A 15447-nucleotide genomic window follows, 5' to 3' on the forward strand; every position below is an offset into this window, starting at 1 on the left:
TCGTTTTTTTGACGTTAACAAACCAACGGTTGCGGAGTTAATGCCCATTGTTTGAACGCCCGGATGTAGGTGAGCGAGCGATACTCGTCCACATCGTTTTTTCGTCCCACGACGGCTCTGAAGATCCGGATGAGTTCCGGGAGCTTGTGGCCTCTGCCGGAGTTGAGGCGGTTGGAACTGTAACCGGATCCCGTAAGCAGCCCAGCCCTCGACTGTTCGTGGGTGAAGGTAAGCTTGAGGAGATTCGCGATGCAGTAACGCTGCATGAGGCGGATGTTGTTCTATTCAATCACGCCCTCAGTCCCAGCCAAGAGCGGAACATTGAGGGTGAGCTCAAATGCCGTGTGCTAGATCGTACCGGCGTCATTCTCGATATATTTGCACAGCGGGCCCGAACGCATGAGGGCAAGCTGCAGGTAGAGCTGGCTCAGCTCGACCACATGTCAACGCGCCTAGTTCGTGGCTGGACGCACCTTGAACGTCAAAAAGGCGGTATCGGCCTGCGTGGTCCCGGTGAAACACAGCTCGAGACAGACCGTCGTTTGTTGCGTGAGCGCATCAAGTCTATCCATAAGCGGCTCGGCAAGGTTCGCCGGCAACGGGATCAGGGCCGCCGGGCCCGTAAGCGCGCTGATATCCCAACCGTATCCCTGGTCGGTTATACTAACGCCGGCAAATCAACTCTGTTCAACCGTGTTACTACGTCGTCGGTATATACGGCAGATAAGCTGTTCGCAACGCTGGACCCGACAATCAGGCGCTTGGAACTTCCGGATATCGGCCCTGTCGTAATGGCGGACACAGTAGGCTTCATACGCCACCTACCGCATAAGCTGGTCGAGGCGTTCAGGGCGACTTTGCAAGAGACTGTAGAAGCAGCGCTTTTGCTGCACATTGTTGACAGCCACGATAGCCGTCGTGATGAAAATATGGAGCAGGTTGAAGGTGTGCTGACTGAAATCGGCGCCGATGAGATACCCGTGCTTCAGGTGTTCAATAAAATCGATTTGCTGGACAACTTTACCCCTCGGATAGAGCGCAATGAAGACGGCGTGCCTGTGCGGGCCTGGGTATCGGCTGTTTCCGGAGCAGGCCTAGACGGCCTGTACGACGCTATTGTCGAGCGGTTGGCTGAAGATGTTGTACACTATTTTGTTTTGCTTGGGCCTGCCGATGGCAAGCTCCGGGCGCTCATGCACGAGGCGGGGTCAGTACTCAGCGAAGAGCACCGGGAAACCGGAGAAATAGTGCTCGAGACCCGGTTGCAACACCGTGACTGGTTGCAGCTTCTGAGCCGTGCAGGCGTGAGTGAAGAAACGGTACGTTTGGACACCGAACGTACCTGAAGTTATAGAGGCTATTGCCGGGGCGATGATAAATCCCTAGTATCTGTAGCCATTCGACACGTTAGGAACGGAGAGCATTATGGCCTGGAATGAACCGGGTGGAAGCCGTAACGACAAAGACCCCTGGGGAAATGGCGGTGGTCGTCGCGGTAATGATCAGGGTCCACCAGACCTTGATGAAGCACTAAAAAAAGGCCTCGACAAGCTCAGCAAAATGTTGGGTGGTAAAGGTAAGAAATCTAATGGTAATGGCAGTAGCTCTGGCTCCGGTGGCGGTTTTCCCGGCGGTTTTGGGGCCATTCTGGCGCTGGCCGGCATCCTTGTGGTGGGCTACGTGGTCTTCCAGTCGTTCTACACGGTAAACGAGCAAGAGCGCGCGGTGCTGCTGAGGTTTGGTGAGTTTTACAATACTGAAAGCCCCGGCTTGAGATTCAAGGTGCCCCTTATTGATGACGTCACTTTGGTAGGCGTCACCAACGTACGAACTGCCAAATCAAGCGGCCAGATGCTGACTCAGGATGAAAATCTGGTTACGGTTGATCTGCAGGTTCAGTACCGCGTCGGTGACGCGCGTGATTACGTGCTGAATGTTCGTGATTCCAACCAGGCTCTGACGTTTGCGACCGACAGTGCATTGCGTCACGAGGTTGGCAGTTCAACTCTTGATGAGGTGCTCACTGAAGGTCGTGTAGAGCTGGCCGTTCGCGTTGAACAGCGCCTTCAGGGCTTCCTTAAAGAATACGGAACCGGTCTTCAAATTGTCCGTGTTAACCTTGAGAGCACGCAACCGCCCGCAGCGGTGCAGGATGCGTTCCGGGAAGTTCAGCGCGCTCGTGAGGATGAGCAGCGCGTCAAGGAAGAAGCAGAAACCTACCGTAACAAGGTGGTTCCTGAAGCTCGGGGCCAAGCACAGCGTGCGATTGAAGAGGCAAATGCCTACAAGCAGGCAGTGGTTGAGCGCTCTCGTGGTGAAACGGCTCGTTTCCTTGAGTTGCTGGCGGTCTATCAGATGGCGCCTGGTGTAACTCGCGAGCGTATGTACTTGGAAACGCTGGAAACCGTGCTGTCGAACAGCAGCAAGATTCTTGTGGACACCGAGAGCAGTGGCAACATGATGTATCTGCCGTTGGATCGACTCACCCAAGGTTCATCGTCACGGGGGGGCAATCAGTCGTCCGGAAGTGATGGCAGCCAAATGGACATTGAGAACCTGACCAATCAGTTGGTTCAGGAGTTGCGCACCAGGCAAGACACTAATACAAGAAGGAGCAGATAATCATGGGACCTAAAGGTGTAGTGGGCCTTGCAGGCGCTCTGATCGTCGTCCTGCTGGTAATGTCGAGCGTTTTTATCATTCCGGAAACCCATCGCGGGGTCATGCTCAGGTTTGGTGAGTTGGTTGAAACCGATATCCAAGCAGGCATTCACTTCAAAGTGCCGGTGATCGATCAGGTTCGGCAGTTCGATTTCCGCATACGGACCATGGATTTGCCTTCGCGGCAGTATCTGACAGTTGAAAAGAAGCCGTTGGATGTGGACTCCTATGTTGTCTGGAAGATCAGTGATGTAGATCAGTTCTATCGCGCGACTGGCGGGGATGAACTTCGTGCCCAGTCACTCTTGCTGTCCCGGGTGGACAACGGTCTGCGTAACGAGTTCGGTATTCGCACCATGCACGAAGTGGTCTCAGGTCAGCGTGACCAGCTTATGCACGATCTGCGGGACCAGGTTAATGTAACCTCTGTGAAAGAGTTCGGTATCGAAGTCAGGGATATCCGGGTTAAGGCGATAGAGTTTCCGGGTCAGGTGAGCGAAAACGTTTTCCGTCGGATGGCGGCTGAACGTCAGAAGCTCGCCCAGAAATTTCGTTCCCGGGGTCGGGAGCTGGCTGAAGGTATTCGCGCCGCTGCAGATCGTCAGAAAACCGTTATCCTGGCGGAGGCATTTGCCTACGCAGAAACAACCCGGGGTGAAGGCGATGGTGAAGCTGCCAGAATCTACGCAGATGCCTACGGCTCCGACGCGGAGTTCTACAGCTTTTATCGTAGCCTCCAGGCATACCGGAATACGTTCTCTGGCAAAGACGACATGATGGTTATTGACGCCAACAGTCAATTTATGAAATTCCTGAAGGACTCGAAGGGCGGAAGCTAAAACTCGCCCTGTATGTCGAAAAACCGGAATACCCAGGTATTCCGGTTTTTTTGTGTCTGCCAACAGTGTAAAATCCTTCACGTTTTGGTTCGGGTTTTTCTGCCTCGAATGTCACCCTAAAAACCTGTGTGCTTCTTCTATCACAAGAGCGGGCGTGTGCAGGATGGACAACGGAATCTCATGACAGTATCTGATCGCTGGTTGCTGCCGGACGGAGTGGAGGATATCTTACCGCCACTGGCCGGACAGATAGAGTCCCTGCGCCGGGATGTAATGGATGCCTGCCAACGCTGGGGTTACCAGCTGGTAATTCCACCGCTTATCGAATACCTCGAATCCCTTTTTACCGGAACCGGGCACGATCTGGAGCTGCAGACGTTTAAGCTGACGGATCAGCTGACGGGACGCATGATGGGTGTTCGCGCAGATATGACTCCCCAGGCAGCGCGCATTGACGCTCACACCTTGGGCCAAGAAGGGATTACGCGCCTGTGTTATGCCGGGCATGTACTTCATACCCGGCCCAAACACATGCTAACGGGGCGCACGCCCATTCAGGCAGGTTGTGAATTGTTTGGCAGTGGCTCGGAAGCCGCGGACTTAGAAATTATCAGTCTAATGCTCGCTTCCCTACGAGTCGCTGGCCTGCCCAACGTTCACCTGGACCTGGCACATGTTTCCATTTACGAAAGCCTAATTGGTGAGGCCGGGTTTGACCGGGACACAAATGCCGCGATCTTTGACGCCATGGGGCGCAAATCTGTGCCAGAGCTGGATAAGCTTTTAGGTGGCTGTTCGGCTGGTTCAGCGGGCGCTCGTCTTCGTGAGCTTGCCCGTGTTAGCGGTGGCCCGGAGGCGCTGGTAGAGGCGCGTAGAGTTTTAAGCGGCGCCTCCGATAACCTGAGTGCGGCGCTCGACCAACTGGGCCAGGTTGCAGAGATGCTAGAAAGAGACTTCCCCGAGGTTAGTTTCGGTTTCGATTTCTGCGAGTTGCGCGGTTACAACTATCACACGGGCTTGGTGTTTGCTGCTTATGCGCCGGGCCACGGCGACTCGGTTGCCAAGGGTGGCCGTTACGATGCTATTGGAAGTGATTTTGGCCGGGCACGCCCTGCAACGGGTTTCAGTATGGATATAAGGGCCCTGGTGACTCTGGGCGAGCGCCCTGCAAGTCTCATTAGGGCTGTGTGGGCGCCTGCAGATAATGATACGGCGCTTGAACAGGCTATCTCGGATCTGAGGCTGACAGACACGGTCGTTCGAGCATTGCCGGAGGACAGCGGAGTGGACCCCGCAGCCCGGGGGTGTGATCGACAGCTGGTAAAGCAAGGTAATCATTGGGTTGTTCAGGAGCTGGGTTAAAGCCAGTGAACTGCAGTGAATTTATACAGATACATTTGCCAAATTTGCAAGACGCACACCATACCGCGTGCGCATTGAGAGAGAATCATGGGTAAAAACGTTGTTGTGCTGGGCACCCAATGGGGTGACGAAGGCAAGGGTAAGATTGTCGATTTGCTGACAGAAAAAGTCGCGGCGGTGGTTCGTTTTCAGGGTGGCCACAACGCGGGCCATACTCTGGTCATCGATGGCAAGAAAACGGCTTTGCATTTGATTCCCTCCGGTATTCTCCGGCAGAACGTTCAATGCCTGATTGGTAACGGCGTTGTTCTGTCGCCGGAAGCCTTGCTGAAAGAAGTGCGGGGGCTGGAAGCTTCTGGTGTGGCGGTCCGAGATAGGCTTCGTATCAGCCTGGCGTGCCCGCTCATCCTGCGCACACACGTGCGCATTGATCAGGCCCGCGAGCGCGCCAAAGGTCTTGACAAGATTGGTACAACCGGCCGGGGTATAGGCCCTGCGTATGAAGACAAAGTGTCCCGTCGTGGCGTTCGTCTTGGTGACCTGCACAACCCCGAAAGCTTCGAGACGAAGCTGCGGGAAATCATGTCCTACCACAACTTCGTGCTGACTGAGTACTTTAAGGAAGAAGCTGAAGATATAGATGTGGCACTGGAAGAACTGAAGCAGATGGGCGAAGAAATTCTGCCGATGGCCGCCGACGTAACCGACTTGCTCCATGAGTACCGCAAGAACGGCGACGATATTATGTTCGAGGGCGCCCAAGGGTCCTTGCTGGACATAGATCTGGGAACCTACCCGTTTGTAACCTCATCCAATACCACGGCTGGTGGTACTGCTACAGGTTCCGGTTTTGGCCCCCTGTATCTGGATTATGTGTTGGGTATCACCAAAGCCTACACGACCCGTGTTGGCGCGGGTCCGTTCCCCACAGAGCTTTTTGATGAAATGGGTGAGCACCTCGCCATTAAAGGCAACGAGGTTGGCACTACTACAGGTCGCTCTCGGCGCTGCGGTTGGTTCGATGCAGTAGCACTGCGCCATGCTATCCAGATTAACAGTGTGTCTGGTATTTGCCTGACTAAGCTCGACGTTCTTGATGGGCTGGAAACCGTAAATGTGTGCGTGGGTTACAAAACGCCTAATGGCGAAATTACCCGCCCGCCCATTGGCTGCGACAGTTACAAGGATATCGAACCTATATACGTAGAGCTGCCGGGCTGGAGTGAGAGCACCTTCGGGCTGACTAAGTTGGACCAGCTGCCGGAAAATGCTAAAGCGTACATCCATTTTTTGGAAAAGCAGATTGAAGCACCGATCGATATTATTTCCACCGGTCCAGACCGGGTTGAGACCATTATCCTGCGCGACCCGTTTGATAGTTAAGTGGTAAGTGACTCGAAAAAACCCACCCTGCCTTAATTGGCCGGGTGGGTTTTTTGTATTCAGGGTTTCTCTGCAATAATCGTTGCCCGCAGCGGGCTAGGATATCCCTCTATGGTTTTCGTCGGGTCTTCGGGATCCAGAAAATCCTGAAGGGAATTGAAGCGCATCCAGTCGGTGCTGCGCTGTTCATCGGTGGTGGTCTCAGATACATCCACAACCCGGGCGTTGCGGAAACCGGTGCGGTCAAGCCAGCGCAGCAATGTGTCGCAACTGGGCAAAAACCACACGTTGCGCATCTGCCCGTAGCGGTCTTCCGGCATCAGGCTGTAACCTTCGGGTCCTTCTACAACGAGAGTTTCCAGCACCAGTTCTCCTCCACGACGCAGTGTGCCTTTGAGTTCCAATAGATGGTCGAGAGGCGATCGCCGGTGGTACAGAACACCCATAGAGAAAGTGGTGTCAAAGGTTTCAAGCCCTTCAGGCAAGTCCTCCATGCGTATCGGTAGCAAGTCCACCGGTACGTCACCCATATAGTGTTTTACGCCGAGAAACTGGAACATAAACAGTAGCCCGGGATCAATCCCGATGACTCGCTCGGCGCCTTCGCCCCGCATGCGCCAGCAGTGGTACCCGGAGCCACAACCTACGTCCAGAATGCGCCTACCCGAAAGGTCTGATAGGTAAGGCGACACCCGATCCCATTTCCAGTCGGAGCGCCATTCGGTATCAATGTGAGTACCGAAAAAGTCGAAGGGGCCTTTGCGCCAAGGCATAAGGCCCCGCAGCCCGCCTTCAAGTGTCTGCTGCTGGTCAGCGCTCAGTGCGTGGGGTGAGCCGAGAGTGATGGCAGAGGTATTTAGCTCGCCTGTCGCGCCAGATATATCCGGGAGGCTGTCCAGTGCCGCTTGCCAGCGACCTAGGTCGCCGTGGGGGTTGTCGTCAAAACGATGGGTAAGCTGAGCTCTAATCATCTCGGCCCAGTTGCTCTGGCCCGTGTTTTCCAGCTCGGTTAGCAGTTGCCCGAAACAGGTTCGCCAGTCGAAATTTGCCATGGGTTGCTCGCTCTCCGTATGTGGTTCAGTCAGCCTTGATGGCCAGCATGGATACGAAGTTGAAGCACTGATACCAAACCAGCACACGGTCAAATCCTGCGTCTTTCAGGCGCTGTTTGTGAGCGTCCAGAGTTTCTGGGATCAGCACCTGTTCGATGGCGCTCCGCTTCTGGCTTATTTCCAGGTCGGAGTAGCCGTTTGCCCGTTTGAATTCGTGATGCAGGCGCGTCTGGATGGCCTGTTCATCTTCAGAATCGAAGCGGATTTTTTCCGAAAGAATCAGCGCACCACCAGGCAGAGTCGCCGTGGCAATTTTGCGTAACAGGCTGCTGCGTTGCTCCGGCGGAACAAACTGCAGAGTGAAATTCAGAGTTATAACTGAGGCATTCGTTAACTCTGTTTCCTGTATGTCCTCACAGCGCAGGCTAACCGGCAATGGGTGATCGTCCAGTGCGATGTAATGCTCGCAGCGCTCTACCATTGCCTCAGAATTATCAACGCCCACGAGCGAACAGGTGTCGAAGGCAATGCCATGGCGCATGGCCAAGGTAGAAGCGCCTAGGGAGCAGCCCAAGTCATAGCAGTTGGAGCCCGGCTGAGCATACTGTTCAGTAATCACCTCAATCATCGGGATGATGGTGGTGTAGCCAGGCACGGAGCGCCGGATCATATCTGGGAATACCCGGGCGACGGCCGCATCAAAGCGAAAATCTTCTAGCTGCCGTTGCGTGGCGAACAGCCGGTCTGTCACCGGCCCTACAGAACGGTCGACCTCACTCATCCCCAGATTTCTCTTCTGGCTCTGCTGGCTGTGCCGGCTCTTCAGGCTGAGGCACGGCGCGCGGGGCAGTGGGTGAGGGCCGATAACAACGCACACCCCGGTTTTTGTAATCTACAAGTATGCCCCGAAAGGAGGGGTCTACATCGGCGGCGATGGCCATATAGCCATTTTCGCAGACAGCGTGTAACTCCGAGGCCTTTGGGGACATGCGGAAGGTTTCGCCCGGCGTAATATGAATCGCCTGGAAATCCCCTACCGGTACATGATCCTTGTTGTTCGAATGCTTGATGCTTCCGCTAACTTCAAGCACCAATACGGTACCGACGATGGCGACCAAAGCGGTCAAAAACAGGCTGCGAATGGTGTAACGGGCCTCGTTCTGGCTCATGCTTACCTCATTTTTAACGTGAAAATAATCAATATTGACCGGGAAGTGTGATAGACGGAGCTTGCAGAGCCCCCAGTTGTTCTCTCAGTGATAACACCTGATCGGACCAGAACCTAGGCTGCGCAAACCAAGGGAAAAAGCGTGGAAAAGCAGGGTCATCCCAGCGTTTTGCAAGCCAAGCGCAATGGCTGATTTGCCGGTAACAGCGCAATGGCTCGATCAGGTGTCTTTCGCGGCGGTTAAAATCTCGGAAGGTTTCGTAGCCTTCGATTAACTCCCCTAGCTGAGCGCCGCGTTCGCTATCTTCGCCGTTTAGCAGCAGCCACATATCCTGCATTGCAGGGCCGGTACGGCAGTCGTCCAGATCTACAAAAAGCATCTGCTCGTCCCGGCATATAATGTTACCGGCATGGCAGTCTCCGTGCAGTCGCAGTGTCTCCACTTGGCCGGTGTCTTCAATGCGGGCACGGCAGTGGGTTAGCAAATCGGGTATCAGGCTGTCCCAGGCGGGCCGAAGATCTTTAGGTATCCAGTTGCCTTCCAGTAACAGAGCGTTGCTGGCTTCAATGCCATCCATAAGCGATAGGGTTGAGCGGTGTTGAAATGGCTTCAGGGCGCCAATGTTATGAATCTGGCCGAGCCTCTGCCCGAGCCTGTATAGAGTGTCGGTAATGCTTGCATCCGGTGCATGACCGCCACGCTGGTCGAATGCGGCAAACAAAAAATCACCGTGTTTTCCGAGGGTGTCACCAGATGGCATTACCAGAGGGGCTACCACCGGAATATCTGCTTCCAGAAGCTCCCGGGTAAACTCATGTTCCTCGCGAACCTGCTCTTCAGTCCAACGCCCGGGGCGGTAGAACTTGGCGATCACCGGAGGGCCTTCGTCCAGCCCTATTTGGTACACGCGGTTTTCATAGCTGTTTAGGGCAAACAGGCGCCCACTGACTGCGAAACCGGCGTCTTCCATGGCATCTAGAATCACGTCCGGAGTCAGGGCATCGTATGGATGGGCAGAAACGTTCATCATAAAGCGAAGCCGGGTGGTAAATGTGGGCCCCAGTATACCTGCTTGGCAGCGCTGTCGTAATGCGGGGCAGGGATGTTTGCATGGGTTCCTGCCTGTGCCGTATTGGGTTAACGTTAAGCTCACGGGTTTCCGGTTGTCGGAAACGGTCATCCGGCAGGCAACAAGTAGCAGGTTTATCACGTGACAAGCGATTTTCTGGAAGTGGATACCGCTGTGATCGGGGCCGGCGTCGTTGGGCTCGCGGTGGCGCGAAGGCTTGCTCAAGCTGGCAAAGATGTGATTGTTCTGGAGGCAGAAGACCGCTTTGGTGAAGGCATCTCGTCACGCAACAGTGAGGTTATTCATGCCGGGATCTACTACCCAAAGAACTCCCTGAAAGCCCGCCTTTGCGTGGAGGGCCGCAGGCAGTTGTACGACTACTGCGAAAGTCGAAAAGTAGGGTATCGAAAGTGCGGAAAATGGATCATCGCAGCCAATGAAGCACAAAACTCGATGCTTGAAGGTATTCAGTCGCACGCGGCGGCCAATGGTGTCCCTCTTGCTCTGATGGATGGTGATGCCATCGCCCGGGAGCTGTCTGAAGTGAATGCAAGCGCTGGGCTCTGGTCGCCGGAAACCGGCATTGTGGATACCCATGGCCTTATGCTTGCGCTACTCGGTGAATTAGAAGATGCGGGAGGCTCGCTCGCGCTGCGTTCGCCGGTTGAGCGTGTAGAATCGGCTGGGGGTGCTCACACATTGCAGGTCGCTGGTTCATCACCATGCCGGCTTAGGGCTCGGAATCTGGTTAATGCGGCGGGGTTAGGTGCAGTTACGCTGACCCGAAGCTGGGCGGGGCTCCCGGAGGATCAGAAACCGACGCAGTGGTTTGCCCGGGGCGTCTATTTTAGCTACAGCGGTCGCCATCCTTTCAACAACCTGATCTATCCGGTTCCCGAGCCTGGTGGTCTGGGGGTTCACCTCACGCTTGATCTTGCCGGCCAAGCGCGCTTTGGCCCGGATGTTGAGTGGATCGAACGGGAGGATTACAGCGTTGATCCCGAGCGGGTGCACGCCTTTGCTGCCGGTATTCGGCAATGGTGGCCAAGCCTGGACATTGAGCGCCTACAGCCCGCTTATGCCGGCATCCGGCCGAAGCTAACAGGTGCCGGTGGAGGCTTTTTTGATTTCAGGGTAGATGGCCCAGAGGAGCACGGTGTTCCGGGGCTGGTGAACCTTTTTGGTATTGAGTCGCCGGGGCTAACCTCTTGCCTAGCAATTGCTGATCTGGTGAAGACTAAGCTGGCTTAAACCCGGCGGTATCACCCCGGTGTGCGGGCCAGCGCCCAGACCTGAATGTGTTGTGCGCCTGCGTCCCGCAATGCCGCAGCAATCACCCGCACTGTTGCGCCAGTTGTAACGACATCATCTACGATGGCGACTCGTTCTGGCACCCCAGCACACACTTCAAACACGCCTCGAAGATTTGCCAGCCTAGCCTCTCTGCTCAGTCCTCGCTGAGCGTGAACCTTCCGAACCCGGCGAACGACGCCCGCACCCACGGGAATATCCAGCGTCTCGCCCAGGCGCTCGGCAATGTCTCGGGCCTGATTGAAACCCCGTGCGCGGCGGCGTGAGGGAAGCATGGGCGAGGGTATTATTAGCTGCGGCTTATCATCACTACGATTCTCGAAGGCCGACTCGAGGTGGTCTGAGAAGCCGGCAATCAGTGGCCGGGCAAATTTACGTTGCCCGCTGTATTTGTAACGGCTGATCATGCTGTCGATCGGATACTGGTAACGCCAGGGTATGAGAGAACGGTCGAAAGCCGGTGGCGATTTCAGGCAGTCACCGCAAAGGTGGTTATCACCGGTATGCGACAGAGGCAGGGCACAGCAGCGGCAGTGCCACCGGTTAACCGGGAGATCAGTCTGGCAAAGGCTGCATAAGCCGTTGACGGCATTGGGCGAAAGGCAGCCGACACACAGGCCTTTGGTTTCTTCGCTGTTAACCTTAAGTGACTTTATGGTTGACAGCCAGCTCAGTCCCTTTATCATCTGATTCATCCGTAAACCCAGATACCGAAAAGGTTAACAGGACTTCAGCATGACTGCCACAGCATTACGCCACGACTGGACGCTTCAGGAAGCCAGATCACTTTTAGAGCTTCCTTTTAATGATTTGTTGTTCCGAGCTCAGTCGGTACACCGAGAGCATTTTGACCCCAATGAAGTGCAGATAAGCACCTTGCTGTCGATTAAAACCGGCGCTTGCCCGGAAGACTGCAAGTACTGTCCTCAGAGCGGTCATTACAACACTGGCCTGGGAAAGGAAAAGCTACTAGCGGTTGAAAAGGTAGTTGCGGAAGCCCGCGCTGCCCTGGAAAAAGGCGCTTCGCGCTTCTGTATGGGTGCGGCTTGGCGCAGCCCGGCGGCGAAGGATATGCCGTATGTGCTGGATATGGTTCAGCAGGTGAAATCCTTGGGCCTGGAAACCTGCATGACTCTGGGGATGCTGAAGCCGGAGCAGGCGGCAGAACTGGCAGACGCTGGGCTTGATTACTACAACCATAATCTTGACACCTCTGAGAAGTATTACAGCCACATCATTACCACGCGTACCTATCAGGATAGGCTGGATACCCTAGATAACGTGCGCCAGGCCGGCATGAAGGTATGCTGCGGCGGCATTATGGGGATGGGCGAGGATGAAGATGACCGAGTGGGTTTGCTGGTTCAGCTGGCGAACCTGCCGCATCACCCGGAAAGTGTCCCGGTGAATATGCTGGTGAAGGTGAAGGGCACGCCCATGGAAAATGTGGAGGATCTGGATCCGTTTGAGTTTATCCGCGTTCTTGCGGTTGCTCGGATCATGATGCCCGCTTCTCATGTGCGGCTTTCGGCAGGTAGGGAGTCGATGAATGAGCAGATGCAGGCGTTGTGTTTCCTGGCGGGTGCGAATTCTATTTTCTACGGCGAGAAGCTGCTGACCACGTCGAATCCGGAGGCGGATGCGGATATGGCTTTGTTCCGTCGTTTGGGTATTCGGCCGGAGCAGCGCCAGCAGTGCGCGACTGAGGCGCAGGAAGAAGAGGCCATTGCCGGCGATTTGGAGCATGAAGCAACGCGACATATGTTTTATGACGCTACTCGGGAATCTGCTTAGCTTTGGGGCAAGCAACGTGCGAGATTTTGCGTCAGAATTAGAACATCGAAAACAGGCTGGGCTTTACCGAACACGTCGGCAGGTTGTCGGCCCTCAGCAGCCGGTTTTAACCGCTGATGGCAAGCGGTTATTGTCGTTTTGTAGTAACGACTATCTTGGTCTAGCCAACCACCCTGCGAATATTGAATCCCTCCGATGTGCCTTGCCTCAAACGGGGCTCGGGGGTGCATCGTCCCATCTAATCTGTGGGCACCATGAAGCACATCATCGGTTAGAAAAACGTCTTGCGGCGTTTACCAAGCGAAGTTCGGCGCTGTTTTTCTCCACCGGCTATATGGCCAATCTGGGTGTGATTTCCGCACTTGCGGGGCGTGGAGATATGGTTTTTTCAGATCGACTAAACCACGCCTCTATTATCGATGGCTGCATTCTGAGCAGGGCGAAGGTGCGTCGGTATGGCCATGGGGATGTGGCGCAGCTTGCAGCCATGCTTTCTGAGACTTCTGGCCACAAATTGGTGGTAACGGATGGTGTGTTCAGTATGGATGGCGACGTGGCTCCTCTGCGGGAGTTGGCGCAGGTTTGCCGGGATCACGATGCATTGCTTGTGGTGGATGACGCCCATGGCTTTGGTGTTCTGGGTCCGCAAGGGCGGGGGAGTGTGGCAGAGCTTGGGTTGTCTGAGGAGGATGTGCCAATACTGGTCGGAACGCTAGGCAAGGCTGCAGGCACCAGCGGTGCCTTTGTGGCGGGATCAGAGGTGTTGATGGACTATTTGGTGCAGAAGGCCCGTACTTATATTTACACCACGGCAATGCCGCCAGCGTTGGCATTGGCCTCCTGTGCCAGTCTAGATTTGATTGAGTGTGGCGATGAACGGCGCTCGCACCTGCAGGGCCTAATTGAGCAGTTCCGGCGCGGCGCTACCGCCTTAGGATATAATCTGATGCGCTCGCGCACGCCTGTTCAGCCCATTATGATCGGCGACAATTGGGTGGCTCTGGCGTTGAGCCAGGCCCTCGAAGAGCGTGGGTTGTTGGTTACCGCGATTAGGCCGCCAACGGTGCCCGTGGGTGACGCACGTTTGCGGGTTACGTTTAGCGCAGCTCACTCCCACGAGGATCTAGATTGTCTGCTGCAGGCTCTGTCGGATTGCCGGCATCTGCTGGATAAAAAAGATGTCGCGTCATGAGCTTACCGCGAGGGGCTGGGCGCCTGGTTGTGGTTGGCGGCTGGGGTGTTCCCGTGGAAATGCTGGCAGGGCTTTATGAGGCCTGGCCTGGCCCGGTTGAATTGGTATCTCTGGATGACAGTTTGGTAGCGCGGTGCAATTCTGTGGCTTCGGTGGCAGATGAACTGCTGTCGTTGTATACCGAGCCGTCGGTCTGGATGGGTTGGTCTTTGGGGGCTCAGGTTGTTATGGAAGCGGCATGCCGGGATACGGCAGCCGTTTCTGGCGTGATCACCCTCGCCGGTTTCCCGAAGTTTCTTGCAGGCGAGGGCTGGCCATATGGCATGTCAGCTGGCCAGTTTGGCGCATTCAGCTGTGGTTTGAACAGCGAGAGTGAACGCTACTGGCTGCGTTTTTTACTTCTGATGATCAACGGTGCCGCCGAAGGGCGTGGTGAGCGCCAGCGGCTCCAAGGTTGGCTCGATAAAGGGCCATCGGTATCACCGGATAATCTGATTAAAAGCCTGGGGTGGCTCCGGCAGGCGGATCAACGCTCGTTGTGGTCAGGTCTTGGTATTCCCGCGCTTCATGTTTCCGGCGAGCGCGATCAGCTTGTGTCTTCCTGGGCTGGTGCTTTGGAAACGCAGCCCTCAACGATTGAAGCAAGCATACCGGGCATGGCGCATTGGCCAGGTGGTGTGTTTGCAGCAGATTGCCGTGTGGTGATCGAAGCCTTCATGCAGTCATTGATGAGAGAGGCGTTGTGAGTGCTCAACTTATAATTTCCTCGCACCTTGCCAGTAAAACGGATATTGCTCGTGGATTTGGCAACGCGCGCGCTACCTACGAGGGCGCATCCCGGTTGCAGCGTCTGATGGGCAATACCATGCTAGAGGTACTTCAGAGCCAGGCCGGCCAAAGCAGTTTGTCGGGCGATGTTCTGGACCTCGGCTGTGGAACAGGTTGGTTCACCCGCAAACTGGCCGGTCTTGGGCCCGCTGTATACGTCACGGGTATGGATCTTTCGCTTGGCATGGTTGAGCATGCTGGGGCAAGCGCATCTTCAGATATCACTTGGGTTGTTGCGGATGCCGAGGCGATTCCCCTGGCGGATCAAAGCTGTGATCTGATATTCAGCAATCTCATGATTCAGTGGTGTGCGGATCCGGCTCAGGTTCTGCGAGAGTGCAGGCGTGTACTCCGGCCGGGAGGTAGGTTGGTGGTTTCAACGCTGCTTGAGGGCACCTTAACGGAGCTCGATCAGGCTTGGTGGCAAGCGGATTCTGGCGAGAATCATATAAACCGATTTGAGCCGGAAGCCGCGTTTCGGGAGACGGTATCCCGTGAATTGCCAGGCGCTGAAATAGAGACAAAAACCCTGCGATTACCATACACCTCGCCATTAGCGCTGACGGCAGAGCTTAAGCAGTTGGGTGCAGGCTATAAGCATGCGGACAGGCGCCGAACCATAACTGCGCCAGGCCGTTTGCGAGCCATGTGCCGGCACTATCCCAAGCCCAACGGCGGCCCCATAGAACCCGAAGGTGGCGTGATAGCCAGCTATGAGGCAGCTTGGGTTTATTGGTCATGGCGTTAATTCAACGATCAGATACAGACGAACAAGAGAAGAGTGCAA

The 15447-nt window shown here is 55.4% G+C and carries 15 protein-coding genes; 10 read left to right on the plus strand and 5 right to left on the minus strand.

Translation table 11 applies throughout. The features are described from left to right. The first annotated feature begins 47 nt into the window (after positions 1–47). The 5 genes from hflX (at position 48) to CPH80_RS20765 (ending at position 6245) form a co-directional block, all read left to right on the plus strand. Positions 48–1346, plus strand: coding sequence for a ribosome rescue GTPase HflX (gene hflX, locus CPH80_RS20745; RefSeq protein ID WP_096281065.1), 1299 nt, complete (start codon positions 48–50; stop codon positions 1344–1346). Positions 1347–1425: 79 nt separating this feature from the next. Then, entirely contained in the window at positions 1426–2622 is a 1197-nt protein-coding gene (gene hflK / locus CPH80_RS20750; RefSeq protein ID WP_096281067.1) for an FtsH protease activity modulator HflK, read from the plus strand. A gap of 2 nt (positions 2623–2624) precedes the next feature. Next, positions 2625–3500, plus strand: a complete 876-nt coding sequence (gene hflC / locus CPH80_RS20755) for a protease modulator HflC (protein ID WP_096281069.1) — start codon at positions 2625–2627, stop codon at positions 3498–3500. A gap of 180 nt (positions 3501–3680) precedes the next feature. Then, positions 3681–4862, plus strand: a complete 1182-nt coding sequence (locus CPH80_RS20760; RefSeq protein ID WP_096281070.1) for an ATP phosphoribosyltransferase regulatory subunit — start codon at positions 3681–3683, stop codon at positions 4860–4862. Between the two features lie 87 nt (positions 4863–4949). Further along, positions 4950–6245, plus strand: coding sequence for an adenylosuccinate synthase (locus CPH80_RS20765; RefSeq protein ID WP_096281072.1), 1296 nt, complete (start codon positions 4950–4952; stop codon positions 6243–6245). Positions 6246–6304: 59 nt separating this feature from the next. On the opposite strand, the gene cmoB is transcribed toward CPH80_RS20765, so the two are convergent. Genes cmoB through CPH80_RS20785 form a run of 4 tightly spaced genes read right to left on the minus strand, consistent with a single transcriptional unit; the run spans position 6305 to position 9496 of the window. After that, entirely contained in the window at positions 6305–7297 is a 993-nt protein-coding gene (cmoB, locus tag CPH80_RS20770; RefSeq protein WP_096281074.1) for a tRNA 5-methoxyuridine(34)/uridine 5-oxyacetic acid(34) synthase CmoB, read from the minus strand. A 25-nt stretch (positions 7298–7322) separates the two neighbouring features. Beyond that, positions 7323–8078 (minus strand): carboxy-S-adenosyl-L-methionine synthase CmoA, encoded by a 756-nt coding sequence (gene cmoA / locus CPH80_RS20775; RefSeq protein ID WP_096281076.1) that lies wholly within the window; start codon positions 8076–8078, stop codon positions 7323–7325. Continuing rightward, positions 8071–8466, minus strand: coding sequence for a kinase (locus CPH80_RS20780; RefSeq protein WP_096281078.1), 396 nt, complete (start codon positions 8464–8466; stop codon positions 8071–8073). The genes cmoA and CPH80_RS20780 overlap by 8 nt, the downstream gene beginning before the upstream one ends. A 28-nt stretch (positions 8467–8494) precedes the next feature. Then, complete coding sequence (locus CPH80_RS20785) at positions 8495–9496, minus strand: serine/threonine protein kinase (RefSeq protein WP_096281080.1); 1002 nt, start codon at positions 9494–9496, stop codon at positions 8495–8497. Between the two features lie 180 nt (positions 9497–9676). Here CPH80_RS20785 and CPH80_RS20790 point away from each other — a divergent pair, with 180 nt between their 5' ends. Beyond that, positions 9677–10786: an NAD(P)/FAD-dependent oxidoreductase gene (locus CPH80_RS20790; protein ID WP_096281081.1), complete on the plus strand. Its 1110-nt coding sequence runs from the start codon at positions 9677–9679 to the stop codon at positions 10784–10786. 11 nt (positions 10787–10797) lie between these two features. Here CPH80_RS20790 and CPH80_RS20795 read toward each other — a convergent pair whose 3' ends face one another. Next, positions 10798–11532, minus strand: a complete 735-nt coding sequence (locus CPH80_RS20795) for a ComF family protein (RefSeq protein ID WP_096281083.1) — start codon at positions 11530–11532, stop codon at positions 10798–10800. Between the two features lie 49 nt (positions 11533–11581). Here CPH80_RS20795 and bioB point away from each other — a divergent pair, with 49 nt between their 5' ends. From bioB to bioC, 4 genes are read left to right on the plus strand one after another with little or no spacing between them, the layout of a single operon-like run. After that, positions 11582–12640 carry a biotin synthase BioB gene (gene bioB / locus CPH80_RS20800; RefSeq protein WP_096281085.1) on the plus strand — a complete coding sequence of 353 codons (1059 nt, stop codon included), beginning with the start codon at positions 11582–11584 and terminating at the stop codon, positions 12638–12640. Between the two features lie 16 nt (positions 12641–12656). Then, entirely contained in the window at positions 12657–13832 is a 1176-nt protein-coding gene (gene bioF / locus CPH80_RS20805; RefSeq protein WP_096281842.1) for an 8-amino-7-oxononanoate synthase, read from the plus strand. Beyond that, positions 13829–14578, plus strand: a complete 750-nt coding sequence (locus tag CPH80_RS20810; RefSeq protein ID WP_096281087.1) for an alpha/beta fold hydrolase — start codon at positions 13829–13831, stop codon at positions 14576–14578. The genes bioF and CPH80_RS20810 overlap by 4 nt, the downstream gene beginning before the upstream one ends. Next, positions 14575–15408 carry a malonyl-ACP O-methyltransferase BioC gene (gene bioC, locus CPH80_RS20815; RefSeq protein ID WP_096281089.1) on the plus strand — a complete coding sequence of 278 codons (834 nt, stop codon included), beginning with the start codon at positions 14575–14577 and terminating at the stop codon, positions 15406–15408. Before CPH80_RS20810 ends, bioC begins: the two co-directional genes overlap by 4 nt. Positions 15409–15447 lie beyond the last annotated feature (39 nt).

The sequence above is a fragment of the Marinobacter sp. LV10R510-11A genome (assembly GCF_900215155.1).
Lineage (GTDB): Bacteria > Pseudomonadota > Gammaproteobacteria > Pseudomonadales > Oleiphilaceae > Marinobacter.